This window comes from Streptomyces naganishii JCM 4654 (assembly GCF_014650575.1).
GTDB lineage: Bacteria > Actinomycetota > Actinomycetes > Streptomycetales > Streptomycetaceae > Streptomyces > Streptomyces naganishii.
The window spans coordinates 49,885-74,777 of record NZ_BMVF01000027.1 but is presented as its reverse complement, the minus strand read 5'-3'; the positions used below and the strand labels follow the sequence as shown (position 1 = coordinate 74,777).

The following is a 24,893-nucleotide window of genomic DNA, read 5'->3' as shown; positions in this document are numbered from 1 at the left end:
AGCGTCCCGGCCGCCGAACGTTCCGGCCGGTGAGCGTCGCCGAGTGTCCCGGCCGCCGAGTGTCACGGCTGGCTCCGGTCGGGTGAAGGTCAGTCCCCGGCCTGCTGGAAGGCGGTCACCGAGGCGTTCGGGTCGGTGGCGTCCTTCTTGCCCTGGACGGGGCCGTACGACCACTTGAAGGTCTGGCCCTCGGCCGCGCCGGGCAGGCCGATCTTCAGCGACGTGGCCGCGAGGCTCTTCGGGTCGCCCTCCTTGCCCCGCACGTAGGTGAGGGTGAAGGAGGCGGTGTCGCCCTGGGCGAGGGTCAGCTTCTGCGGGGCGCCGGCCTGGTCGCGAGGCACGGTCGCCGAGGCGCTCTGCGCGGTCAGGGAGAGGGTGGGGAAGCCCTCCAGGGTGCACTTGGCGCCCTTGTTGGTGAGCGTGACCGGGACGTTGCCGGTGTCCCCGGCGGCGGGGGCGGCGTTGGCGGGCCCGACCTGGAGCCCGACCTCGCCGATACGGCAGGTGGTGCTGTCGGTGTTCTTGCTTCCGCTGCTCTTGCTCCCGCTGTTCTTGTTGCCGGTGTCGCTGCCGCCCGTGCCGCCGCCGCTGTCGCAGGCGGTGAGGAGGAGGGCGGCGGCCAGGACGGTGACGGTGATCGGAATCGCGCGCATGAGGTGGTTCCTTGGGTCGTGACGATGCTCAAGGATCATCACGTACGAGCGTGCGGCGCGGTTGCCCGCCCCGCCACCGGTCCCGGCTGACGTCAGGAGCCGAGGCTCGCCGTGGGCAGCCCCGAGGGTAGCGCCGGGCCGTCGGACCGGGTGTACGTCTCCTGGCCGAGACCACCCTCCCAGGTAACGCGCAGGGTGGTCTTGTTGACGGAGTCCACGGTGCCGGTCGTACGGGACTTGCAGTTGCGCAGGTGGACGACCTGCTTGCCGGCCTCCTCGCCCGCCGTCCCGGAGCACGTCGTGCCGTCGGTCGAGAAGAGCGCGGCCTGCTTGCCGGTGACCATCAGGACCACCGCCCGGCCGCCGCTGGTGGTGAGCCAGCTGCCCTCCGCCTTGCCGGCGTTGCCCGCGGTGCCGCCGGTGCCGCCCGCGTCGGCGGTGCCGCTGCTCGCGGTCGCGGCGGCGCTGCTCGTGGCCGGGGTGTGGTCCTTGGCGTCGGAGCCGCCGCTGTCGCACGCGGTCAGCGTGAGCACGGCGAGCAGGCCCGCCGCCGCCATCCGTGCCGCCGTCGCCCTCGCCCTCGTCGTCCTGGTCACTGCAAGCCCCCAAGCTGGAACCGGTCGGCCGCGCCGACGGCCGGTACGACCGCAGCAAGCTACCAGGCGCGGCCATGCAATGCGTAGGTGATTCCCTACTCTTGACGCGTAGGGAATCGCCTACGTATGGTCGGCGCATGAACATCACCCACGCGTCCTTCGTCACCCTCCCCGTCGCCGACCAGGACCGCGCGCTGCGCTTCTACCGGGACGTGCTCGGCTTCCGGGTCACCGCCGACCGCGAGATGCCCCAGGGCCGGTGGCTCCAGGTCGCGCCCGAGGGCGCGCAGACCGTCTTCACGCTCTCCGGGCCGGGCATGGGCGGTTTCGTGGCCGGTTCGGCGCGGGGGATCATGCTGGTGACGACCGACGTCGACGCCGACTCCGCGCGGCTCGCGGAGGCCGGCGTCTCCGTGCGGGGGCCGGACGACCTGCCCTGGGGACGGATGGCGGCCTTCGAGGACCCCGACGGCAACGGTCTGATGCTCCTGACCGAGAAGGAAGGCTTCTGACCGACCCCATGAACCCCACCGGCCCCGGCTCCGGCCCCGACCTCGCCCCCGCCGCCGCGCGGGCCCCCGCGCAATCGCCCGGCCCTGCGCCCGGCGCCCCGCCCGCCGCCGTGCCCGCGCCCGGCACGCGCGCCACCACCGGCACCGCGCCCGACGCCCGCGTGCCCCCCGCCCCCGCCGCCCCCCGCGCCGCCACCACCGGCGTTGCCCCCGTCCCCGGCGCCCCCCAAGCCCCCGCCGACGTCGGTGACCGTGTCTTCGCCGCGCTCGCCAACGTCACCCGTCGTGAAGTCCTGCGGCTGCTGCGGGAGGAGGGGCCGCAGCCGGTGCAGGCCCTCGCCGATCACTTCGCCATGCGCCGGCCCAGCCTCTCCGAGCACCTCAAGGTGCTCCGGGAGGCCGGCCTCGTCTCCGAGCGGCGCTCCGGCCGGCAGCGCATCTACCGCCTCGAGGCGGCCCCGCTCGCCGAGGTGCAGGACTGGCTCCACCCGTACGAGCGGTTCTGGCGCGGCCGGATGAAGGACCTCGGCGCCCTGCTCGACCGCATGCCCGACGATGGCCCGGCATGAGCGCCGCACCCCCGCCGCCCGGCGGCACCGGACCCGGTGACGAGGACCTCACCGCCATCCGCGTCGACCAGTTCTTCCCGCACCCGCCCGCCAAGGTCTGGCGTGCCCTCACCGAGCCGGGCCTGCTCGCCCGGTGGCAGATGCCCGGCGCCGAGGGCTTCCGCCTGGAGGTCGGCCACCGGTACCGGATGACCTCCGTCCCCCGGCCCAACGCTAACTTCTCGGGCGTGGTCGAGGTGGAGGTGCTCGGCTACGACGTCGAGCGGACGCTGTCCGTCCGCTGGACCGACGCCGATCCGGCCAGTGCCGTCCACTGGACCCTCACATGGACGCTGGAACAAGAAGGCCGCGGTACGCGTCTGTTCCTTTTGCACGAGGGATTCGATCCGGACGATCCGGCGCAGATGACGGCGCGGAGGATCATGGACGGGGGCTGGCGGGCGCATGTCCTGCGGGTGCTGGGGCAGACGCTCGAACGGGCTCGGTAAAGCGGACGTCAAGGCTGTAACCGCCGCACCACTCCCCGTGCACGTGCATCTGCTCATGCATCTGCACATGAACACAGCTATGATCCGGGTCAGTTGACCGATGCATCAATGGCCACACCGGCCAGTGCACCACCGGGGAGCGACCTGTGGACCACGACGTTGAGGGCGTGTACGGGCAGTACGACGTGCACAACGGCATGGCGGCCACGCAGCTGAGCGGGGTGGCCTGGCAGAAGAGCCGGCACAGCAACTCGCAGGGCTCCTGTGTGGAGTTCGCGCGGCTGCCCGGCGGGGAGGTGGCCGTGCGCAACTCGCGCTTCCCCGACGGTCCGGCGCTGGTCTACACGCGTGCGGAGATCGAGGCGATGCTGCTCGGCATCAAGGACGGCGAGTTCGACCACCTGATCGCGGGCTGAGCGGCATGGCCGGCCCGAGGAAGAGCCGACCGGCCCTCAACCGGTGACCACCGCACGCCAACGCGCGTAGAACCGCGGCGTCGTGAAACGCCGCGGTTCGTCAGCCGGCGGTCGGCAGCCGGAACAGCGCCCAGACCACCTTGCCGCCCACGCTGCCGGCCATCGGGTGCCAGCCCCAGCTGTCGCTGAAGGAGTCGACCAGGAACAGTCCGCGGCCCGACTCCGCCGAGAAGTCGTCGGTGTCCCGGGCGACGGGGCTGTCCTGGCTGGGATCGCGCACCGCGCACACCAGCCGCTCGGTCCACCGCATCAGGTGCAGCCGCACGGGCGGCACCTGCTCGTGGACCTGCGCGGCCGCGGGACAGGGCAGCGCGTGCCGCAGGGCGTTCGTGACCAGCTCGGAGACCACCAGGCAGACGTCGTCGAAGCGCTCGCCCAGCTCCCACTGGTCCAGTGTCCTGCGGGTGAAGCGCCTGGCCTCGCGCACGGCCTCGTAGCGGGCGGGCAGGGCGCAGGAGGCGGCGTTGCACACGGCCGCGGGGTCCAGCGGCGGAAGGCCCTGCCGTAACGGCTCGAGCATGGTCGATCCATTCGTCCCCATGCGAGGCACTCCCGGGAATTCGCGGTCGTTGCGATGCAGCGGTGGCGCGGGACCATGGTTTCGGATGCGCACAGCAGATGCAAGGGCAGATGCACGTGCACGCGACCGAATTGGACCCTCCCGTACCGCTTACTGGCCATTTTTTCCGCCATCTTCTCGACTGCCGCTTGCCTCCTTCTTGCTTCCTGCTGCGCGCTTTCTTCGCACTCTTTCCGTTTCCGTAATCGCGCGAGTACTGCTCGGAGTGATTTAGTGGCAGACTGCGGCGGTCTGAAGACGGCTGGGGAGGCTGGCGAACGTGAGCGCGGGAGAGCCCGGATCGGTGGTGCGGCGCATGCTGCTCGGCTCGCAACTCAGGCGGCTGCGGGAGACGCGCGGGATCACGCGTGAGGCGGCCGGGTACTCGATCCGGGCCTCGGAGTCGAAGATCAGCCGGATGGAGCTGGGCCGGGTGAGCTTCAAGACCCGAGATGTGGAAGACCTCTTGACCCTGTACGGCATCACGGACGAGGCGGAGCGCACCTCCTTGCTCTCCCTCGCCAAGGAGGCCAACGTCGCGGGCTGGTGGCACAGTTACTCCGACGTCCTGCCCAGCTGGTTCCCCACCTACGTGGGCCTGGAGGGCGCGGCGTCGCTGATCCGTGTCTACGAGGTGCAGTTCGTGCACGGGCTGCTGCAGACGGAGGCGTACGCCCGCGCGGTGGTCCGGCGCGGCATGCGGGGCGCGAGCGAGGCCGACGTGGAGCGGCGGGTGGCGCTGCGCCTGGAGCGGCAGAAGTACCTCGTCGCGGAGAACGCCCCGGAGCTGCACATCGTCCTGGACGAGGCGGCCCTGCGCCGGCCCTACGGCGACCGCGAGGTGATGCGCGGCCAGCTGCAGCACCTGATCGAGATCTCCGAGCGGCCCAACGTGCGGCTCCAGGTCATGCCGTTCAGCTTCGGCGGCCACGCCGGCGAGTCCGGCGCCTTCACGATCCTCAGCTTCCCCGAGTCCGACCTCTCGGACGTGGTCTACCTGGAGCAGCTGACCAGCGCGCTGTACCTCGACAAGCGCGAGGACGTCGCCCAGTACGAGAAGGCGCTCAAGGAACTCCAGAACGACAGCCCCGGCCCGGACGAGAGCCGTGACCTGCTGCGCGGGCTGCTCCAGCTGTCGTAGGGAAATCCCCAGAACGCCCCGGTGATCAGCCAACTGGCCTGCCGCACAAGTACGATGACGTGCGATCAGACCTGAACGATCAGAACGATCAGACCTTAACGATCGGACCGTGAAGAAGTGATCGCGAGTTGATCGGGCTCCGACTGCTTCGAACCGCCTCGGCAGCAGGGGATTTGAGGGATCACATGTCGTCCTACTTCACCGACCTGGCCCAGCAGTACATCGACGGCGAGTGGCGTCCGGGCACCGGCTCCTGGGACATCATCGACTTCAACCCGTACGACGACGAGAAGCTCGCCTCGATCACGATAGCCACGGCCGACGAGGTGGATCAGGCCTACCGCGCGGCCGCCCGCGCCCAGAAGGAATGGGCCGCCACCAATCCCTACACCCGCCGCGCGGTGTTCGAGAAGGCGCTGCGCCTGGTCGAGGAGCGCGAGCAGGAGATCACCGAGGTGATCATCGCCGAGCTCGGGGGCACCCGGCTGAAGGCGGCCTTCGAACTGCATCTGGCCAAGGAGTTCCTGCGCGAGGCGGTCCACCTCGCGCTGCGGCCCGAGGGCAGGATCATCCCGTCCCCGGTCGACGGCAAGGAGAACCGCGTCTACCGGGTCCCGGTGGGCGTGGTCGGCGTGATCAGCCCGTTCAACTTCCCCTTCCTGCTGTCCATCAAGTCGGTCGCCCCCGCCCTCGCCCTCGGCAACGGCGTGGTGCTCAAGCCGCACCAGAACACCCCGGTCACCGGCGGCTCCCTGGTGGCGAAGATCTTCGAGGACGCGGGGCTGCCGGGCGGTCTGCTCAACGTCGTGATCACGGACATCGCCGAGATCGGCGACGCCTTCCTCGAGCACCCGGTGCCCAAGGTCATCTCCTTCACCGGCTCCGACAAGGTCGGCCGGCACGTCGCCACCGTCTGCGCCTCCCACTTCAAGCGCGCGGTCCTCGAACTCGGCGGCAACAGCGCGCTCGTGGTCCTCGACGACGCCGACCTCGACTACGCGGTCGACGCGGCCGTCTTCAGCCGGTACGTCCACCAGGGCCAGGTCTGCATGGCCGCCAACCGCGTCCTGGTCGACCGCTCGGTCGCCGACGAGTTCACGGAGAAGTTCGTCGCCAAGGTGAAGTCGCTCAAGGTCGGCGACCCGCGCGACCCGGAGACGGTCATCGGCCCGGTGATCAACTCCACGCAGGCGAACGCCATTTCGAACGCGGTGGAGCAGGCGATCGCCGAGGGCGCCACCGCCCTGGTGCGCGGCGCCGCCCGCGACAACCTGGTCGCGCCGTCCGTCCTCACGGACCTCCCCGCCGACTCCGCCCTGCTGCGGCAGGAGGTCTTCGGCCCGGTCGCCTTCCTCGTCCCCTTCGACGGCGAGGAGGAGGCGGTCCGCATCGTCAACGACACCCCCTACGGCCTGTCCGGCGCCGTCCACACCGCGGACGTCGAGCGCGGTGTCGCCTTCGCCAAGCGCGTCGACACCGGGATGTTCCACGTCAACGACGGGACGGTGCACGACGAGCCGATCGTCCCCTTCGGCGGCGAGAAGCACTCCGGGCTCGGCCGGCTCAACGGCGACACGATGCTCGACGCCTTCACGACGGTGAAGTGGATCTCGGTGCAGCACGGCCGCAGCGGCTTCCCGTTCTAGTCCTCCCCCGGTTGCCGCCACTGTCTTCCACGGCTGTTTCCCGCCCCCCGGGCCCATGCGGACAGCATCTGACCGCATGGGCCCGTAGCGTCTTTCATGCCGGACAACAAGCCGGTGGGAGCACCGAGACGAAAGGCGGCCGGTCATGGTCACTCACGTGCGGGCGGAGGCCCAGGGCGACGAGCGCGGGGCGCTGCTGTCCTTCCTGGAGGAGCAGCGCGGCGGCATCCGCAGGTCGCTGCTGGGGCTGACGGAAGAGCAGGCCCGCCTGCGCCCGAGCGCGAGCGAGCTGTCCCTCGGCGGGCTGCTCAAGCACGTCGCCGAGGTCGAGCAGACCTGGATCGCCCGGGCGAAGCAGCAGCCGCCCGCGGTCAAGCGCACGCAGGCCAACTGGCACGAGTGCTTCCAGCTGCTCGACGGCGAGAGCGTCGCCCAGCAGCTGGCGTACTGGGAGAAGGTCGCCGCCGAGACGGAGGACCACGTCCGCTCCGTGCCCAGCCTCGACGACACCTTCCCCCTCCCGAACGACCCCTGGTTCCCGCCCGACGAGCGGGTCTCGATGCGCTGGCTGTGCCTGCACCTGATCCGCGAGACGGCCCGGCACGCCGGCCACGCCGACATCGTCCGCGAGTCGCTGGACGGGAAGACGGCCTTCGAACTGGTCGCCCTCGAGCAGCAGGCGGAACGGCCTTAGGGCCTCTCTTCCGGATCTTGCCACCGGTCGCGGTGGCTGGCACGCACATACGCGGCGTTGTCGCCGGTCGCCGATGCTCCGCGTCGACTCCCTCCTCCGCCTTGCAGCTGCACGCACCAGCCACCGCTCGGGCCTGCCGGAAGGCGAGGTGGCTCGGAGCCGGCCTGATCCGGAAGAAAGGCCCTAGTGGTGAAAGCCCGTCGCCGCGGCCTTGTCGCGGGTCAGCGGGTGCGGCTGGCGGCGCAGTTCCGGCAGGAGCCGGGCGAGGTCCTCCACGAACAGCTCCGCGAGGTCCGCCGAGAAGCCGTTGCGGCAGACCACGCGGAGCACGGACAGGTCCTCGCGGTTCGGCGGGAAGGTGTACGCGGGCACCAGCCAGCCGTGCTCGCGCAGCCGCCGTGAGACGTCGAAGACGTCGTACGAGGTGACCTCCGGCGCGGTGGTGAAGGCGAAGACGGGCAGCTCGTCGCCGCGGGTGAGCAGCTTGAAGTCGCCGAGCGCCTCGACGCGTCCGGCGAGGCCGGTGGCCACGTCCCGGGTGGACTGCTGGACCATCCGGTAGCCCTCGCGGCCCAGCCGCAGGAACGAGTAGTACTGCGCGACGACCTGGGCGCCGGGCCGGGAGAAGTTGAGCGCGAAGGTCGGCATGTCGCCGCCGAGGTAGTTGACGCGGAAGACCAGTTCCTCGGGTAGGGACTCCTTGTCCCGCCACAGCGCCCAGCCGACGCCCGGGTAGACCAGCCCGTACTTGTGCCCCGAGGTGTTGATCGAGGCCACGCGCGGGAGCCGGAAGTCCCACACCAGGTCCTCGTCCAGGAAGGGCGCGACCATGCCGCCGGACGCCCCGTCGACGTGCACCGGGACGTCCAGGCCGGTGCGCTCCTGGAGGGCGTCCAGGGCGGCGCACAGGTCGGCGATGGGCTCGTAGGAGCCGTCGAAGGTGGAGCCGAGGATGCCGACGACCCCGATGGTGTTCTCGTCGCACAGCTCGGCGGCGGCCTGCGGATCGAGGTGGAAGCGGTCTTTGTCCATGGGGACCTGGCGGGCCTCCACCTCCCAGAAGTTGCAGAACTTCTCCCAGCACACCTGGACGTTCACGCCCATGACGAGGTTCGGCCGGGCGTCCCGCGAGGGGTAGCGGTCGGCGTTGCGCTGGGCCCAGCGCCGCTTGAGCGCCATCCCGGCCAGCATGCACGCCTCGCTCGACCCGGTCGTGGAACAGCCCACGGCGGCCGAGGGGTCGGGCGCGTTCCACAGGTCGGCGAGCATGGCCACGCAGCGCCGCTCCAGCTCGGCGGTGCGCGGGTACTCGTCCTTGTCGATCATGTTCTTGTCGCGGCACTCGCCCATCAGGACCCCGGCCTGGGGCTCCATCCAGGTGGTGACGAACGTGGCCAGGTTCAGCCGCGAGTTGCCGTCCAGCATCAGCTCGTCGTGGACCAGCTGGTACGCGGTGGTGGGTGTCAGGGGCGAGTCCGCCAGGCGGTGCTTGGGCGGCGCCTCGGTCATCTCGGCGGCCGGATTGGCCTCGCCGTAGAAGGGGTTGACGGACAGGGGGCGCTCGTCGGGCTTCTCGTGACCTCGGTGGAGCGGCATACGGCGTTCTCCTCGGATCTCGGTGGGCGGTTCGGTAAGCGATTCGGTACGGACACGGGCACAGGGGGAAGCGGGCCGGTCACCGCAGCGCCGTCCCGTCCTCCTTCAGCTGCATCTGCGGCCGCCCGGTGACCAGCAGCCAGGCCGGCAGCGAGGCGACGCACAGCAGGGCCAGGATCGTCGGCGAGGCCACGAGTACCGCGGCAGTGAACAGGCTCACCCAGCCCTGCCGGGTGATGGCCAGGAGCATGCCCAGGACGCCCGCCGCCACGCCCACCGCCTCCGGCACCGAGGGCACCAGGGCGTGGGCGCCGAGCCCGAACGCGGCGCCGATGAAGACCGAGGGGAAGATCCGCCCGCCGCGGAAGCCGCAGGACGCGGCGACGAGCAGCGCGGCCAGCTTCACCACGGCCATCGTCATGAACTGGCCCGCCGTCCAGCCGTCAGGGTTGCCGGCCAGCTCCCCGACCTCCGACAGCCCCTTGAAGAGCGTCAGACGGCCGCCCAGGGCGCCCAGCAGCCCCAGTACGAGCCCGCCGAGCGGCAGCGCCGCCATCGGGTGCCCGAGCCGGGAGAAGGCGCGGTGGACGTAGGGGAAGGCTTCGACGGCGGCGAGGCCGAGCAGCGCGGCCAGGGAGGCGATGACCAGGGCGGCCAGCGTGTCGGACCAGCGGGGGCCGCCCATGGGCGGCAGGTGCAGGTCGAAGACGGGGTGGGTCAGCAGGTTCGTCGTCATCGCCCCGGCGGTTCCGGCGGCCAGCGGCGCGAAGACGTTGTCCCACAGTGCTCCCTTGGCCGGCCGCCCGGCCAGGGCCTCGGAGATGACCAGCGCCGCGGCCACCGGCGTGCCGAACAGGGCGCCGATCGTCGCCGCCTCCGCCAGCACCGGCCACAGGGGGCCGGGCAACCGGGGCAGCAGCCTGCGGCCCAGCCAGAAGGCGAGCGCCACGTTCACCATGATCACCGGGTTCTCGGGGCCCAGGCTCGGCCCGCCCGCGAGCATCAGCATGGCCGCCACCAGCAGCCCCGGGACCACCACCGGCGCGATCGGCGCCGCCGTCAGACCGAGCGTCGCCGGGTCGGGACCGGCGTGGCCCGGCGCCTTCCAGACCACGAGCCCCACCATCACGCCCGTGGCGGTGAGCATGATGAGCATCCAGGCCACGGAGTACGGCCCGATGCCCAGCGCGTCCGGCAGGTCGCCCCACAGCACCTCCTGGAGCCGCTCGGCCAGGCCCGTCACCAGCAGCAGGAGCAGGCTCGCGCCGATGCCGACGACGAGGGCGGGCAGGATCAGCGGCAGCAGGGCGCGGGCCGGGACCGCCGGGGTGGTGGGCGCCTGGTGCGCGGTGTCCTGGACCACGGGCACACCATAAACGGGCATCCCCGCCAAAACGGGCGCAACATCCGGGCGCGGGACGGGCTTGCACCTCACGCCACGTGAGGCGGCAGCGTGGAGGGCGCACGAAGGAAGGGAGCGGAAGTGGGCTACAGCGTGGGACAGGTCGCCGGTTTCGCCGGAGTGACGGTGCGCACCCTGCACCACTACGACGACATCGGCCTGCTCGTACCGGGCGGGCGCAGCCACGCGGGACACCGGCGCTACGGCGACGCCGACCTCGACCGGTTGCAGCAGATCCTGTTCTACCGCGAGCTCGGCTTCCCGCTCGAGGAGGTCGCGGCCCTGCTCGACGACCCGGACGCGGACCCGCGGGAGCACCTGCGCCGCCAGCACGAACTGCTGACCGCCCGGATCGAGAAGCTGCGCAGGATGGCCGAGGCCGTGGAGCACGCCATGGAGGCACGCAAGATGGGGATCGATCTCACGCCCGAGGAGAGGTTCGAGGTGTTCGGGGACTCCGACCCCGAGCAGTACGCCGACGAGGTCAGGGAGCGCTGGGGGAACACCGAGGCCTACCGCCAGTCCCAGCGCCGCACCGCCTCGTACACCAAGGAGGACTGGCAGCGGGTCAACGCCCGGCAGGACGACATCCACCGGCGCATGGCCGCACTCCTCGACTCCGGCGCCCCGGCCGGTTCCGAGGCGGCCATGGACGTGGCCGAGGAGCACCGCCGCTTCATCGCTGACAGCTACTACGACTGCGGGCACGAGATGCACACCTGCCTCGGCGAGATGTACGTCGCCGACGAGCGCTTCACGGCGACGTACGACGGCATCCGGCCGGGCCTCGCGGCCTACATGCGCGACGCGATCGTGGCGAACGCCGCGCGCCACACCTCCTGAGAGGCGCGCCCACCGGTCCCGGCGGAAGCCGGGGATCCGGTGGGCTACGGGGGAACCCGGGCCGTACATCCGACGTTGATACTTTGTGCGGCAGCACGGCCGTACGGCCGCCGCACCTCCCCACCCCTCAGGAGCCCGGAACCGTGATGACGCTCGCACTCGGCCCGAGCTGGCTGGATCCGAACAACCTCCTCGACAACTTCGGGATCTGGGGCCTGCTCCTCATCGTCTTCGCCGAGTCCGGCCTGCTCATCGGTTTCTTCCTGCCGGGCGACTCGCTGCTGTTCACCTGCGGTCTGCTGATCACGACCAAGCAGATGGACTTCCCGCTGTGGGGCGCGATCGCCCTCATCTGCCTCGCCGCCGTCCTGGGCGACCAGGCGGGCTACATGTTCGGCAGGAAGGTCGGACCCTCGCTGTTCAACCGCCCCGACTCCCGCCTGTTCAAGCAGGAGAACGTCACCAAGGCGCACGAGTTCTTCGAGAAGTACGGCCCCAAGTCCCTGGTCCTGGCCCGCTTCGTGCCCGTGGTGCGGACGTTCACGCCGATCATCGCGGGCGTCAGCGGCATGCGGTACCGCTCGTTCGCCGTCTTCAACGTCATCGGCGGCGTGCTGTGGGGCGCCGGTGTGACCCTGCTCGGCTCCTGGCTGGGCAAGCACGACTTCGTCAAGAACAACATCGAGGCGATCCTCATCCTGATCGTCCTCGTCTCCGTGGTCCCGATCGCCATCGAGTACCTGCGCGCCCGCTCCAAGTCGAAGAAGGGCGCCCAGGAGCCGCCCGTGGAGCAGGAGCCGCACTACGCGCACCAGTACGGGCAGCAGCAGGCCCAGCAGCCGTACGGGCAGGACCCGCGGCGGCCCGCGATGGACGACGCGACGACCCGCCTGCGCCGCATCGAGCCGTCCTACCCCTACGCCGGCGAGCAGCACGGCGAGCACGACCACGCGCAGGGCGGCGGCCAGTACGGCCACGACCAGTACTACGGCGGCGGCCAGTACCCCGAGCAGCAGTACGCGCCCGGGCAGCAGTACCCCGACCAGCAGCAGTACGCCCCCGGGCAGCAGTACCCGCAGCAGCAGTACCCGGCCGGGCAGCAGCACCCGCAGCAGCCCTACGGGAACCAGCAGGGCGAGTACGGCGGCCACGGGGAGTACGGCGACTACGACCGCGGCCAGGGCCGGCCCTAGAACCCGCGCGTCCGCTTGGCCGCGCGGCGTCCCGCCGCCGTGCCGCCGGGCAGCCTGAGGAACAGCCGGGAGATCTCCGAGCCCAGGTTCACGCCGATCGCGATGGCCATGGCGAGCGACACCGCCTTGGCCAGCGACACCAGCCCCTTGTCGATGTTGTTCTGCGCGATCGCGAGCAGCCCGAAGTACGTCGCCGAGCCCGGCAGCAGCGGCCCGATCGCCGCCGTGGTGTAGGGCAGCGCGGAGGCGAACCGGTAGCGCGACAGCAACTGTCCGAACAGCCCCACCAGGCCCGCCGCCACCGCCGTGGACGCCACCGGCGAGATGTGGCCGACGTAGTGCATCGCGCCGTAGACCACCCACGCCACCCCGCCGTTGAGCGTCACCAGCAGCACGGTGGAGCGCTCCTGCTGGAGCAGCACCGCGAAGGTCAGCGACAGCAGCATGGAGGCGACGATCTGCACCACCGGCCGCTCGTTGACGCCGAGGGCCGCGTCCGGGTTGAGCTGGGCGCCCAGCTTCACGCCGAAGTAGAGGACCAGCAGCACGCCGGTGACGATGCCGACGAAGAAGTACATGACCTCCAGCAGGCGCGCGGAGGCGGTGATGTAGAAGCCGGTCAGGCCGTCCTGCACACCCGCCACCAGCGCCCGCCCGGGCAGCAGCGCGAACAGCCCACCGGTGATGACCGCGGACGCGTTCACGTCCGCGTGCGCCACCGTGAGCGCGACGCCGAGCGCGGCCGGCGGCGTCGCGGCCACCGTGAACTGGTAGAACTCCGGCAGCCCGCGCCCCGCGCACAGCCACGCCAGCCGGTCGCCGAGCATCGCGCCGAGCGCGGCCGCCACGAACACCAGCAGATCGCCGCCGACGAGGATGGAGGCCGCGCCCGCGAGCAGCCCGGCGGCCCCGGTCAGCGCCCAGCCGGGGTAGGGGTGCCGGTTGCGGCGGATCTCCGCCAGGCGCCGGTAGGCCTCCTCCAGGGAGACGTGGGTCTCCGGGTCGCTCAGGTCGTCGACGAGCCGGAACACGGCCGCCAGACGCGTGTAGTCGGTGCCCCGGCGGCGCACCGTGCGGGAGGCCGTCACCGGGTCGTCCACCAGGGACGGCTGGTAGGAGACCGACAGCAGCGTGAAGGTGACGGTCGGCTCGCAGCGGTCCAGGCCGTAGGAGCGGCAGACGGCGAACATCGCCGCCTCCACGTCCTCGGCACCCTCACCGCCCGCGAGCAGCAGCTCGCCGATGCGCAGGCTCAGGTCGAGCACGCGCGGGACGGCGGGTCCGCCCTCCTCGGCCTTCTGCACCGGCTCGGGCGCGGGCCGCTCGGTCACCGGCATGCGCAGCATGGTGCGCATGCGGTCCTGCCAGGGGACGTCCTTGGTGAGGCTGACGGTGGGAATGCCGGTGGGCGGGGTGAACGCGGGCGGGGCCTGCCGTGCGCTGTAGGTGCTGGGCGGGCTGAACGCGGAGCCCTCGGGCTCGGCGGCCGGCGCCTCGGGGGCCGCGAGGCCGTCGGGAAGGGCGAACTCGGACGTGGTCTCCGACTCGCTGCCCGTCCTCGGCACGGCCAGCCCCTCGGGTACGGCGAACTCGGACGTCGTCGACGACTCCCCGTCCGCGGCCGGCGAGGGCGCCGGTGCGGGCGGCACCGGGATCACCTGGGTGACCTGTGTCACCGAGGCCCGCGAGGTCCCCTTGGGAGGCGTGAACGCGCTCCTCGCCTCGTCCGACTGCGGCTTGCGGTCCTCCGCATCCGTCACTGAGCAACGCTCCCTGAACGACACCTTCCGTAAGCCTCAGTATGCGCAGACGGACCGGTCCGCATGCGAACGGGCCGCGCCGCCCCCGTGGGGGAGCGGCGCGGCCCGTCGCGGCGGGCGCGGGGGTCAGTGACCGCCGTGCTCCTGGAAGCGCTTGACCGAACGCTCGATCTCCGCCTCGGCGTCGGCGCGGCCGACCCAGTTGGCGCCCTCGACCGACTTGCCGGGCTCCAGGTCCTTGTAGACCTCGAAGAAGTGCTGGATCTCCAGACGGTCGAACTCCGAGACGTGGTGGATGTCCCGCAGGTGCTCCACGCGCGGGTCGGACGCTGGCACGCACAGCAGCTTGTCGTCGCCGCCGGCCTCGTCCGTCATCCGGAACATGCCGATCGTGCGGCACTTGATGAGGCAGCCGGGGAAGGTCGGCTCGTCCAGGATGACCAGCGCGTCCAGCGGGTCGCCGTCCTCGCCGAGGGTGTTCTCGACGAAGCCGTAGTCGGCCGGGTAGCTGGTCGAAGTGAAGAGTCGACGGTCCAGGCGGATACGACCGGTCTCGTGGTCCACCTCGTACTTGTTCCGCGAACCCTTCGGGATCTCGATCGTGACGTCGAACTCCACCGGTGGCTCCTCCATGATCAGCACATAGTTCTGGTGGTTAAGTGTCCCTCACGCACGTGTGTGATCGCGAAAGGGGCTGGTGGTCGTGCCGGAGCTGAGGGCCTGGCGGGCCGCGAGACCGCGTCTGGCGCGCCTCGCGCGCACCGCGCGACCGCGCCTCCAGCGGGCCGTCGGGGCCGTGGAAGAGCGGGTCACGCAGGTCGTGCGGGCCGCCGCCGGCCGCGTTCCGCGGTCCGCGGGGTCGCGGAACACGCGGTTCACCGCCGTCGCCGCCACCGCCGGGCTGGCGCTGGCCGCCGGTGTGGTGACCGCCACCGGACCCTGGGACTCCTCCGGTCAGCGTACGGCCGAGCGGGACCGCGCGGCCGCCCTGGAGCACGCGGGTGGCACAGATCACGGCCGCCGGTCCGGTACGTCCCGTACATCCGGCACATCCGATACGTCCGCAGGTGGGCCGCGGCCCGCGCCCAGCGCCGTGCCGGTCCTCGTGGGGCTCGGCGAGGGCGGGAACCAGGTGAAGTCGGCGTCCGACGGGCACGCCCTGGCCGGCGTGCTCGGCCCGCTGCTCGCGGACCCCGCGCTCGGCGCCCGCCAGTCCGCCGCCGTCGTCGACGTCACCACCGGCGAACGCCTCTACGGCCGGGACGCCGACGACGCGCTCACCCCGGCCTCCACCACCAAGATCGCCACCGCCGTCGCCGCCCTGTCCGCCCTCGGCGCCGACCACCGCCTCACCACCCGCGCCGCCCTGGAGCCCGGCACCGGCGAAGTGATCCTGGTAGGCGGCGGCGACCCCACCCTCACCGCGCGCGAGGACGCCCACGGCTGGGCGAGCCTGCGCACCCTCGCCGACGCCACGGCCGCCGCCCTCGCCAAGCGGGGCCTGCACAAGGTGACGCTGTCCTACGACACCACCCTGTTCGACGGTCCCGCCCTGCACCCCATCGGCGTCAACGACAACCTCGCCCCGGTCAGCGCCCTCATGGCCGACGAGGCCCGCACCGACGGCTCGTCCGGCGGCCCGGCGCCCCGCGTGGGCGAACCGGCGGCCGACGCGGCCCGCGCCTTCGGCCGGCTGCTCTCCGCCCACGGCATCGGCGTCAGCGCCCCCGGCCCCTCCAAGGCGACCGGCCGCGCGGAGACCCTGGCGAGCGTCAGCTCGCCCCCGCTGTCCGACCTGGTGGAGCGCATGCTCACCAACAGCGACAACGACATCGCCGAGGCCCTTGCCCGGCAGACGGCCGCCGCGACCGGCGGCCGCGCCGACTTCGCCGGCGGCGCCGACGCGGTCGCCGCCCAGCTCAGGAAGCTCGGCCTGCCGCTGACCGGCGCGGCCTTCCACGACGGCAGCGGGCTGGACCGCGACGACCGGCTCACCGCCGGCCTGCTCACCGCCCTGCTCCTCAAGGCCGCCGACCCGGCCCACCCCGAACTCCGCCCGGTCCTCAGCGGCCTGCCCGTCGCGGGCTTCACCGGCACCCTCGCCGGCCGCTACACCTCCGACGGCGCGGCCGGCGTCGTACGGGCCAAGACGGGCACCCTGACCGGCGTCAACGCCCTGGCCGGCACGGCCGTCGACCGGGACGGCCACCTCCTGGCCTTCGCCTTCCTGGCCGAGGGCACCACGTCCCCGGACACGGCCCAGTCGGCCCTCGACCGGACGGCGACGGCCCTGGCTTCCTGCGGCTGCGGGTAGCGGACGGGACGCGCGCCCGGCGCCCGGCGCCCGCCGGCTCCGGGCGCGGGACGGGACGAGGGTCGCCACCGGGGCATCTCCACGGCCTGCCCCAAGCGGCGGCGCTCACGTACCGTTGACGCATGACGAGCATCGGTGGTGCTGCTTCTTCCGGGATGGTCGACTGGAACCTCGCGGTCGCGACCGCGACCCGGCTCGTACGGCCGGGCCCCGAGGTGAGCCGGGACGAGGCCCGGGCCGTCGTCGCGGAACTGCGCCGGCACGCCAAATCCTCCGAGGAACACGTCCGCGGTTTCACCCGTCTGGGTACCGAGGAGACCCACGACACCCCCGTCCTCGTCGTCGACCGGCCGGGCTGGGTGCGGGCGAACGTCGCCGGGTTCCGGGAGATCCTCAAGCCCCTGCTCGACAAGATGCACGAGCGGCGCAGCGGCACCACGGGCGGCGCGGTCCTCGGCGCCGTCGGCGGCAAGGTCACCGGCGTGGAACTCGGCATGCTGCTGTCCTTCCTCGCCTCCCGGGTCCTCGGCCAGTACGAGACCTTCGCCCCGCCCACCCTCGAGCTCCCGGCGGGCGCGAACGGCGCCGGCCGGCTGCTGCTCGTCGCCCCGAACATCGTCCACGTCGAGCGTGAACTCGACGTGCAGCCGCACGACTTCCGCCTGTGGGTGTGCCTGCACGAGGAGACCCACCGCACGCAGTTCACCGCCGTGCCCTGGCTGCGCGACCACCTCGAGGGCGAAATCCAGTCGTTCTTGGCGGAGACCGACGTCGACCCGATGGCCTTCCTGGAGCGCATCCGCGAGGCCGCCCAGTCGCTGGCCGGCGGGCGTCCGGAGGGCGAGGAGGACGACGGCGGCCACTCCCTGGTCGAACTGGTGCAGTCCCCGGCCCAGCGGGAGATCCTCGGCAGGCTCACCGCGGTGATGTCCCTCCTGGAGGGCCACGCCGACTTCGTCATGGACGGGGTGGGTCCCGACGTCGTGCCGACCGTGGCCGAGATCCGAGAGAAGTTCCAGCAGCGCCGCGCGAAGGGAGCCTCCCGCCTGGACATGGCCCTGCGCAAACTGCTCGGCCTGGACGCCAAGCTGCGCCAGTACCGCGACGGGGAGCGGTTCGTCCGCGCGGTCGTCGACCAGGTCGGCATGGACGGCTTCAACCGCGTGTGGACCTCGCCCAACACCCTGCCCACCAAGGCGGAGATCGCCAAACCGGCGGACTGGGTCGCACGGGTGCACCGCAAGGCCGATTCGTGAACGGCGTGACGACGTCGTGAACCGAATCCGGCCGACGGCAGGCGAACGCCCCTTCAATCACCCGTCCGAGGGACCGTGGGCAATGGGTAGGCGTGCAATGCTCGGGGAACGGCCCGTTTCTGTCACCATCGACACACTCTGAGTGACCGAACCTCGGGCTCACCCCCCGAACACTTCCGTGAAGGGAACCGGACATGGGTCCCCATCCTGCGGTCGCGGCGATACGCCTGGCGGTACGCCGCGTCCTCCACGACATCCTCGACGAGCACACCCGGCCGGCTGCCGTGCGCACGCCCCTGGGCGCCGCCGCCCGCGCGGGCGGCCCCGCACGCGCCGCCCAGCCCTCCCCGGCGCAGCGCATCACCCAGCTCCCGGGCCAGCCGCCGTACAGCCCCCAGCCGCCGTACAACCCCCAGCCGCCGAGCGGCACGTCGCCGCACCTTCCGCAGACGCCGCCCACGACGGGCCCCGCCGCGGCCGGCAGCCCCGCCGCCGGTGCCCCTGCCCCTGAGCCGGCCCCCCTGGACCGGGGTGCCCTCGGCCGGGACGCCCTCGACGCCCTGGAGGCCCTGGAGGCGCTCCGGGAGCCCACACGGGAGGCGCGGGGGCCGCAGGCGCGCCCCGCGGACCCGGAGGGCGCCACGGCCGCCGGCACCGACCCGCACGAGCGTCCGCCGACGCCGCTCGTGCTCGTGGCCTGCTCCGGCGGCGCCGACTCCATGGCGCTCGCCTCCGCGCTCGCCTTCGAGGCGCCCAAGCTGGGCATCCGCGCGGGCGCCGTCACCGTCGACCACGGCCTCCAGTCCGGCTCCGACCTGCGCGCCGACGAGGTCGCCCAGCGCCTGCGCGAACTGGGCCTCGACCCGGTCGAGGCCGTCGCCGTCACCGTGGGCCGCGACGGCGGTCCCGAAGCCGCCGCCCGCGACGCCCGCTACGCCGCCCTGGACGCCGCCGCCGAACGCCACGGCGCCGCCGCGATCCTCCTCGGCCACACCCGCGACGACCAGGCCGAGACCGTGCTGCTCGGCCTGGCCCGCGGCTCCGGCATCCGCTCCCTGTCGGGAATGGCCGCGGTCTCGGGGGCCGGCGGCCGCTACCGCCGCCCCTTCCTGCACCTCGACCGCCAGACCGCCCGCAAGGCCTGCATGGTCCAGTCCCTGCCGGTCTGGGACGACCCGCACAACGCCGACCCCGCCTACACCCGCTCCCGGCTGCGCCACGAGGGCCTGCCCGCCCTGGAGAAGGCCCTCGGCAAGGGCGTCGTGGAGGCCCTGGCCCGCACCGCCCAGCTCTCCCGTGACGACGCCGACGCGCTGGACGCCTGGGCCGGCCAGGCCGCCGCCTCCGTACGCGACGCCGCCGGAGGCCTGGAGTGCGCCAAGCTGAGCGGACTGCCGCCCGCCGTGCGCCGCCGCGTGCTGCGCCGCGCCGCCATCGACGCCGGCGCCCCGGCCGGCTCGCTCTTCGCCCGCCACATCGAGGAAGTGGACCGGCTGGTCACCGGCTGGCACGGCCAGGGAGCCATCAACCTCCCGGGCAGAGTCGTCGCACAGCGGCAGGGTGGCAGACTGGTGATTCGGCAAGGCTGAATCCGGACCCTCCCACCGGCCCGCTGGAGCGGGCCGCGGAGCGCGCCGGACCGGCCGGTGGGACGACCGAAAGTGATGCGGTGGACGCGAAAGACATGGGTGCCGACCTCAAGCAGGTGCTCATCACCAAGGAAGAGATCGACGCCAAGCTCGCGGAGCTGGCCGCGAAGATCGACGCGGAGTACGCGGGCAAGGACCTGCTCATCGTCGGCGTCCTCAAGGGCGCGGTGATGGTCATGGCCGACCTCGCCCGGGCGCTGTCCACCCCGCTGACCATGGACTGGATGGCCGTGTCCTCCTACGGCGCGGGCACCCAGTCCTCCGGCGTGGTGCGGATCCTCAAGGACCTCGACACCGACATCAAGGGCCGGCACGTCCTCATCGTCGAGGACATCATCGACTCCGGCCTGACCCTGTCCTGGCTGATCTCCAACCTCGGCTCCCGCGAGCCCGCCTCCCTGAAGGTGTGCACGCTGCTGCGCAAGCCGGAGGCCGCGAAGGTCGCCATCGACGTCGAGTGGGTCGGCTTCGACATCCCCAACGAGTTCGTCGTCGGCTACGGCCTTGACTACGCCGAGAAGTACCGCAACCTGCCGTTCGTCGGTACGCTCGCGCCCCACGTCTACGGCGGCTGAACCCCGCGGGGGCCCGGCCCGTACGTGATCGGGAACCCCCGGGGCCCCGGAGCCGTTGGAGCATGCAGACGGGGACGCCGGCTCTTCCGTGCGGCTTCGAGCCACAATGCTGGGGTACCGTCAGAAGAACTGTCTTATCAAACTCACTATGGCAGGAGGGACGGGGCGGCACCGCTCCGTATGGATGGACGTGAAGCGATACTTCCGTGGGCCGGTCATGTGGATCGTGCTGGCCGTCCTTGCCGTGGTCGTGTTGATGCAGGTCGTCGGCTCGTCCGGCGGCTACAAGACGGTGGACACAGGCCAGGTCGTCGCAGCGATCAATGACAACAGGGTCCAGTCGGCCAAGCTGACCACGGGCGACGAGCAGACCATCAAGGTCGAGCTCAAGGACGGCCAGAAGGTCGACGGCAGCTCCAAGATCCAGGCGAGCTACATCGGCGACCAGGGCGTGACCATCGCCGGCACGCTGCAGACCAAGTACCAGGACAAGCAGATCCCGGACGGCTACACGGTCTCGCCGTCCAAGCAGAACCCCTTCGTCGGCGTGCTGCTCTCCCTGCTCCCCTTCGTCCTCATCGTGGTCGTCTTCCTGTTCCTGATGAACCAGATGCAGGGCGGCGGCTCCCGGGTCATGAACTTCGGCAAGTCCAAGGCCAAGCTCATCACCAAGGACACCCCGAAGACGACCTTCTCCGACGTCGCCGGCGCCGACGAGGCCGTCGAGGAGCTCCAGGAGATCAAGGAGTTCCTCCAGGAGCCGGCCAAGTTCCAGGCCGTCGGCGCCAAGATCCCCAAGGGCGTGCTGCTCTACGGCCCGCCCGGCACCGGCAAGACCCTGCTCGCCCGCGCGGTGGCGGGCGAGGCCGGCGTGCCGTTCTACTCGATCTCCGGTTCCGACTTCGTCGAGATGTTCGTCGGCGTCGGCGCCTCCCGGGTCCGCGACCTGTTCGAGCAGGCCAAGGCGAACGCCCCGGCGATCGTCTTCGTCGACGAGATCGACGCGGTCGGCCGCCACCGCGGCGCCGGCCTCGGCGGCGGTCACGACGAGCGCGAGCAGACGCTGAACCAGCTGCTCGTCGAGATGGACGGCTTCGACGTCAAGGGCGGCGTGATCCTCATCGCCGCCACCAACCGGCCCGACATCCTCGACCCGGCCCTCCTGCGCCCGGGCCGCTTCGACCGCCAGATCGCGGTCGACCGCCCCGACATGCAGGGCCGTCTGGAGATCCTCAAGGTCCACCAGAAGGGCAAGCCGGTCGCGCCCGACGTCGACCTGTCCGCCGTCGCCCGCCGCACCCCCGGCTTCACCGGCGCCGATCTGTCCAACGTCCTGAACGAGGCCGCGCTGCTCACGGCCCGCAGCGACAAGAAGCTGATCGACAACAAGATGCTGGACGAGGCGATCGACCGCGTGGTCGCGGGCCCGCAGAAGCGGACCCGGATCATGTCGGACAAGGAGAAGAAGATCACCGCGTACCACGAGGGCGGCCACGCCCTGGTCGCGGCGGCCTCGCCGAACTCCGACCCGGTCCACAAGATCACGATCCTGTCCAGAGGCCGGGCCCTCGGCTACACCATGGTCCTGCCGGACGAGGACAAGTACTCCACCACGCGCAACGAGATGCTGGACCAGCTCGCTTACATGCTGGGCGGCCGCGCGGCCGAGGAGCTCGTCTTCCACGACCCGACCACGGGCGCGGCGAACGACATCGAGAAGGCCACCTCCACGGCCCGCGCGATGGTCACGCAGTACGGCATGACCGAGCGGCTCGGCGCCATCAAGTTCGGCGGCGACAACACCGAGCCGTTCCTCGGACGTGAGATGGCTCACCAGCGCGACTACTCCGAGGAGGTCGCCGCGCTGGTGGACGAGGAAGTCAAGAAGCTCATCGAGAACGCGCACAACGAGGCCTGGGAGATCCTGGTCGAGAACCGCGACGTGCTCGACAACCTCGTCCTCGCGCTGCTGGAGAAGGAGACCCTCGGCAAGGAGGAGATCGCCGAGATCTTCGCCCCGATCGTCAAGCGCCCGCCCCGGCCCGCCTGGACCGGCTCCTCCCGCCGCACCCCGTCCACCCGGCCGCCGGTGCTCTCCCCGAAGGAGCTGGCCCTGACCAACGGGGCCAACGGCGCCACGGCCGCGATCAGCACCGTCAAGTCCACGGCCACCGAGCCCGCCCCGGCGACGGAGCAGGCCCCGGAGGACCGCCCGGACAACTGACACCGGCCCCACCGGACCCCCGCGGGCCCCGGAATGGATGCCGCGCCCCCCTGGTTCTAGCCTGGGGTGCGCGGCATTTCGCATGTCCGCCGCTGATACACACAGGAACGAGGCTTCACATGACCGACCCCGTGACGCTGGACGGCGAGGGCACCATCGGTGAGTTCGACGAGAAGCGCGCCGAGAACGCCGTACGCGAACTGCTGATCGCGGTCGGCGAGGACCCGGACCGCGAGGGCCTGCGCGACACCCCGTCGCGGGTGGCGCGGGCGTACAAGGAGCTTCTGGCGGGGCTTCGGCAGGAGCCCGAGGACGTCCTGACCACGACGTTCGACCTGGGGCACGACGAGATGGTCCTGGTGAAGGACATCGAGATCGTTTCCCTCTGTGAGCATCACCTCCTGCCCTTCCACGGTGTGGCACATGTCGGGTACATCCCCGCCGAGACCGGAAAGATCACCGGCCTGTCCAAGCTGGCGCGCCTGGTGGAGGTCTTCGCCCGTCGTCCCCAGGTGCAGGAGCGGCTCACCACACAGATCGCGGACTCCCTCATGCGGATCCTCGAAGCCCGTGGCGCCATCGTCGTCGTCGAGGCCGAGCACATGTGCATGTCCGTGCGCGGTATCCGGAAGCCGGGGGCCAAGACCACGACCTCCGCGGTGCGGGGCCAGTTGCGGGACGCGACGACCCGTGCCGAGGCGATGAGCCTGATACTGGCACGTTGACCTGATGGCCGGTCGCGCCCGGTACGGTCTCCGATCCGCGGATACCGACAGTGACCGGAGAACTCCGCCCCGGGCCGGGGCCTAGGGCCTCTCTTCCGGATCTTGCCGCCGGTCGCGGGGTCTGACACGCACTCCCCCAAGCTCTTCGAGCAGGGGGGACCCCCAGCGGCGTTGTCGTCACTCGCCGACTCCCCCAAGCTCTTGACGAGCAAGGGGGGACCCCCATCGCGTCGACTCCCTCCTCCGCCTTGCAGCTGCACGCACCAGACCCCGCTCGAGTCGGCCAGGAGGTGAGGTGACTCGGGGCCGGCCTGATCCGGAAGAAAGACCCTAGGCGACCGGTTCTGCGCCGGGGTGGTTCTGGTCCTCGTCGTCGGGGAGTTTGCAGACTCGTTCGAGGAAGACGGCGGCCGCTATGACGGCGATGCCCGCGAGGACGGAGAGGCCGGCGTAGATGGCCTGGTCGCGGCGTGCGGGGATGTCGAGGAGTTCCAGCAGGAACACGCCCGTGCCGCCGTACATCCCGGCGACGAGCGCGGCCACCAGGGCGCTGGCCTGGCCGAAGACGACCGCTCGGGCGGCCATCAGGGGGTCGACGCCCTTGGCGCCGGGACGGCGCTCGCGCTGGGCCCGCAGCCGCGCGCGCAGCGAAAGGGCCGTGGCCGCGAGGACCGCGGCGATCAGGGCCAGGACGATGGGGGCGGCCAGGGGGACGCTGGGGAGTGTCCCCACCGAGTTCCACAGGCGGGCGCCCGCCCAGGACAGCACTCCGGCGACGACGAACACGCCGGCCAGCACCCTGATGCGCAGCTCTTTCACGGTGTCCCTTCAGCTCCCCCGGACCGGGCCGACTCTCGTCTAGACCTTAACGACTACTCGGGCAGCCGGAGTTCCAGATCCCCGCGCGGGGCGACACCTTCGCGGGTGACGGCGGTCAGAAGGTCGGCCACGGGGCCGCGGCCGGGCAACTGGGCACCCGGGTCCACGTCGTGCCACGGCGCGAGGACGAAGGCGCGTTCGTGGGCGCGGGGATGAGGGAGCGTCAGGCGCGGGTCGTCGGACACCACCTCGGCGTACGCGACGATGTCGACGTCGAGGGTGCGCGGCCCCCAGCGCTCGTCGCGGACCCGCTGGTAGGCCTCCTCGATGGCGTGCGCCCGCTCCAGGAGCGAGGACGGCGGCAGGGTCGTCTTCAGGACCACCACCGCGTTGAAGTACGACGGCTGGGAGCCGGGCTCGACGCCCCAGGGCTCCGTCTCGTAGACAGGGGAGACCGCTTTGACGCGGACGCCGGGGGTGTCCTCCAGCGCGTCGACGGCGCCCTGGAGGGTCTCCAGGCGGTTGCCCAGGTTGGAGCCGATCGAGACGACGGCCCGCTTGGGGTTCTGCAGGGTGGTGTCGGCGGCGTCGACCTGCTCGACGACGGACGCGGGCACCGGCTGGACGGTCGGGTCGCTGTGACCCACGGTGGTCGGTCGGGTCATACTCGGCTCCGGGTGATGGTGACGGTCACGTCGTCGAAGGGGACGGTGATGGGCGCGTCGGGCTTGTGCACGCAGACCTCGACCTCCCGCACCCCCTCGTGCTTCAGACAGGTCTGGGCGATGCGCTCGGCGAGCGTCTCGATGAGGTTCACCGGCTCCCCCTCCACCACGGCAACGACCTCCTCGGCCACGATGCCGTAGTGCACGGTCTTCGTGAGGTCGTCGTCGGCGGCGGCCGGCCGGGTGTCCAGGCCCAGGACGAGGTCCACGAGGAAGGTCTGACCCTCCTCGCGCTCCTTGGGGAACACACCGTGGTGCCCACGGGCCCTCAGGCCGCGCAGCGCGACACGATCCACGCGAATCACTCCTGCAATCGTCGGCGGCGGCCGGTTCCCACCGCGTGCGGGCGGTGCACCGGCCTTTGACGAATCTACCTGCGGGCACTGACAGGGCCGGGCCCCGGCGGCGGCTCCGCGCGGCGGGGCGGGAGGTTTCATTCCGCGTTTCCCCTGGAGAACCCGGCTGCTCACGGCCCGGT

Annotated in this window: 25 protein-coding genes; 15 read left to right on the top strand and 10 right to left on the bottom strand. The window is 71.7% G+C overall.

Annotated elements, in window-relative coordinates; genetic code table 11:
• Positions 1–89: 89 nt before the first annotated feature.
• Both IE217_RS32090 and IE217_RS32085 read right to left on the bottom strand, forming a co-directional pair.
• Complete coding sequence (locus IE217_RS32090; protein ID WP_190181473.1) at positions 90–653, bottom strand: DUF4232 domain-containing protein; 564 nt, start codon at positions 651–653, stop codon at positions 90–92.
• A 92-nt stretch (positions 654–745) separates the two neighbouring features.
• On the bottom strand, positions 746–1,249 hold the full coding sequence (locus tag IE217_RS32085; protein WP_229865773.1) for a hypothetical protein: 504 nt from the start codon (positions 1,247–1,249) through the stop codon (positions 746–748).
• A 137-nt stretch (positions 1,250–1,386) separates the two neighbouring features.
• Here IE217_RS32085 and IE217_RS32080 point away from each other — a divergent pair, with 137 nt between their 5' ends.
• The 4 genes from IE217_RS32080 (at position 1,387) to IE217_RS32065 (ending at position 3,234) form a co-directional block, all read left to right on the top strand.
• The gene (locus IE217_RS32080; RefSeq protein WP_190181472.1) at positions 1,387–1,761 is read left to right on the top strand and encodes a VOC family protein; all 375 of its coding nucleotides are present in this window, start codon (positions 1,387–1,389) and stop codon (positions 1,759–1,761) included.
• Positions 1,762–1,922: 161 nt separating this feature from the next.
• On the top strand, positions 1,923–2,330 hold the full coding sequence (locus IE217_RS32075) for an ArsR/SmtB family transcription factor (protein WP_190181482.1): 408 nt from the start codon (positions 1,923–1,925) through the stop codon (positions 2,328–2,330).
• Complete coding sequence (locus IE217_RS32070) at positions 2,327–2,818, top strand: SRPBCC family protein (RefSeq protein ID WP_190181471.1); 492 nt, start codon at positions 2,327–2,329, stop codon at positions 2,816–2,818. Before IE217_RS32075 ends, IE217_RS32070 begins: the two co-directional genes overlap by 4 nt.
• A 146-nt stretch (positions 2,819–2,964) precedes the next feature.
• A complete protein-coding gene (locus IE217_RS32065) occupies positions 2,965–3,234 on the top strand; it encodes a DUF397 domain-containing protein (RefSeq protein ID WP_190181470.1) in 270 nt (89 codons plus the stop codon).
• A 100-nt stretch (positions 3,235–3,334) separates the two neighbouring features.
• On the opposite strand, the gene IE217_RS32060 is transcribed toward IE217_RS32065, so the two are convergent.
• Positions 3,335–3,814 carry an ATP-binding protein gene (locus IE217_RS32060; protein WP_229865770.1) on the bottom strand — a complete coding sequence of 160 codons (480 nt, stop codon included), beginning with the start codon at positions 3,812–3,814 and terminating at the stop codon, positions 3,335–3,337.
• Between the two features lie 343 nt (positions 3,815–4,157).
• Between IE217_RS32060 and IE217_RS32055 the strand changes: the two genes are divergently transcribed.
• From IE217_RS32055 to IE217_RS32045, 3 genes are all read left to right on the top strand, one after another.
• Positions 4,158–4,994 (top strand): Sco1979 family transcriptional regulator, encoded by an 837-nt coding sequence (locus IE217_RS32055; protein ID WP_506004913.1) that lies wholly within the window; start codon positions 4,158–4,160, stop codon positions 4,992–4,994.
• Positions 4,995–5,179: 185 nt separating this feature from the next.
• Positions 5,180–6,640, top strand: a complete 1,461-nt coding sequence (locus IE217_RS32050) for an aldehyde dehydrogenase family protein (protein ID WP_190181468.1) — start codon at positions 5,180–5,182, stop codon at positions 6,638–6,640.
• Between the two features lie 145 nt (positions 6,641–6,785).
• On the top strand, positions 6,786–7,334 hold the full coding sequence (locus tag IE217_RS32045) for a DinB family protein (protein WP_190181467.1): 549 nt from the start codon (positions 6,786–6,788) through the stop codon (positions 7,332–7,334).
• Between the two features lie 183 nt (positions 7,335–7,517).
• Here IE217_RS32045 and gad read toward each other — a convergent pair whose 3' ends face one another.
• On the bottom strand, positions 7,518–8,930 hold the full coding sequence (gene gad / locus IE217_RS32040; RefSeq protein ID WP_190181466.1) for a glutamate decarboxylase: 1,413 nt from the start codon (positions 8,928–8,930) through the stop codon (positions 7,518–7,520).
• 79 nt (positions 8,931–9,009) lie between these two features.
• Entirely contained in the window at positions 9,010–10,293 is a 1,284-nt protein-coding gene (locus IE217_RS32035; protein WP_190181465.1) for an ion channel protein, read from the bottom strand.
• A 120-nt stretch (positions 10,294–10,413) separates the two neighbouring features.
• Between IE217_RS32035 and IE217_RS32030 the strand changes: the two genes are divergently transcribed.
• Positions 10,414–11,175: a MerR family transcriptional regulator gene (locus IE217_RS32030; RefSeq protein ID WP_190181464.1), complete on the top strand. Its 762-nt coding sequence runs from the start codon at positions 10,414–10,416 to the stop codon at positions 11,173–11,175.
• A gap of 143 nt (positions 11,176–11,318) precedes the next feature.
• On the top strand, positions 11,319–12,368 hold the full coding sequence (locus IE217_RS32025; protein WP_190181463.1) for a DedA family protein: 1,050 nt from the start codon (positions 11,319–11,321) through the stop codon (positions 12,366–12,368).
• Here IE217_RS32025 and IE217_RS32020 read toward each other — a convergent pair.
• Positions 12,365–14,128 (bottom strand): threonine/serine exporter family protein, encoded by a 1,764-nt coding sequence (locus tag IE217_RS32020; protein WP_190181462.1) that lies wholly within the window; start codon positions 14,126–14,128, stop codon positions 12,365–12,367. The genes IE217_RS32025 and IE217_RS32020 overlap by 4 nt on opposite strands.
• A 126-nt stretch (positions 14,129–14,254) precedes the next feature.
• Complete coding sequence (locus tag IE217_RS32015) at positions 14,255–14,746, bottom strand: inorganic diphosphatase (protein WP_190181481.1); 492 nt, start codon at positions 14,744–14,746, stop codon at positions 14,255–14,257.
• Between the two features lie 202 nt (positions 14,747–14,948).
• Between IE217_RS32015 and dacB the strand changes: the two genes are divergently transcribed.
• The 6 genes from dacB to folE all read left to right on the top strand — a co-directional run bounded on the left by dacB (position 14,949) and on the right by folE (position 22,871).
• Positions 14,949–16,442: a D-alanyl-D-alanine carboxypeptidase/D-alanyl-D-alanine endopeptidase gene (dacB, locus tag IE217_RS32010; RefSeq protein ID WP_373298177.1), complete on the top strand. Its 1,494-nt coding sequence runs from the start codon at positions 14,949–14,951 to the stop codon at positions 16,440–16,442.
• Positions 16,443–16,564: 122 nt separating this feature from the next.
• Positions 16,565–17,698, top strand: coding sequence for an Rv3626c family coenzyme F420 biosynthesis-associated protein (locus IE217_RS32005; protein WP_190181460.1), 1,134 nt, complete (start codon positions 16,565–16,567; stop codon positions 17,696–17,698).
• A gap of 569 nt (positions 17,699–18,267) precedes the next feature.
• Positions 18,268–19,287 (top strand): tRNA lysidine(34) synthetase TilS, encoded by a 1,020-nt coding sequence (gene tilS, locus IE217_RS32000; RefSeq protein ID WP_373298176.1) that lies wholly within the window; start codon positions 18,268–18,270, stop codon positions 19,285–19,287.
• 95 nt (positions 19,288–19,382) lie between these two features.
• Positions 19,383–19,922, top strand: coding sequence for a hypoxanthine phosphoribosyltransferase (hpt, locus tag IE217_RS31995; protein WP_190181480.1), 540 nt, complete (start codon positions 19,383–19,385; stop codon positions 19,920–19,922).
• Positions 19,923–20,106: 184 nt separating this feature from the next.
• On the top strand, positions 20,107–22,146 hold the full coding sequence (gene ftsH / locus IE217_RS31990) for an ATP-dependent zinc metalloprotease FtsH (RefSeq protein ID WP_189709273.1): 2,040 nt from the start codon (positions 20,107–20,109) through the stop codon (positions 22,144–22,146).
• Between the two features lie 119 nt (positions 22,147–22,265).
• Complete coding sequence (gene folE, locus IE217_RS31985; protein ID WP_190181459.1) at positions 22,266–22,871, top strand: GTP cyclohydrolase I FolE; 606 nt, start codon at positions 22,266–22,268, stop codon at positions 22,869–22,871.
• A gap of 330 nt (positions 22,872–23,201) precedes the next feature.
• Here folE and IE217_RS31980 read toward each other — a convergent pair whose 3' ends face one another.
• Genes IE217_RS31980 through folB form a run of 3 tightly spaced genes read right to left on the bottom strand, consistent with a single transcriptional unit; the run spans position 23,202 to position 24,711 of the window.
• Positions 23,202–23,690 (bottom strand): DUF3180 domain-containing protein, encoded by a 489-nt coding sequence (locus tag IE217_RS31980; protein WP_190181458.1) that lies wholly within the window; start codon positions 23,688–23,690, stop codon positions 23,202–23,204.
• 53 nt (positions 23,691–23,743) lie between these two features.
• Complete coding sequence (gene folK, locus IE217_RS31975; protein ID WP_190181457.1) at positions 23,744–24,355, bottom strand: 2-amino-4-hydroxy-6-hydroxymethyldihydropteridine diphosphokinase; 612 nt, start codon at positions 24,353–24,355, stop codon at positions 23,744–23,746.
• Positions 24,352–24,711 carry a dihydroneopterin aldolase gene (folB, locus tag IE217_RS31970; RefSeq protein WP_189709265.1) on the bottom strand — a complete coding sequence of 120 codons (360 nt, stop codon included), beginning with the start codon at positions 24,709–24,711 and terminating at the stop codon, positions 24,352–24,354. The genes folK and folB overlap by 4 nt, the downstream gene beginning before the upstream one ends.
• Positions 24,712–24,893: the final 182 nt, after the last annotated feature.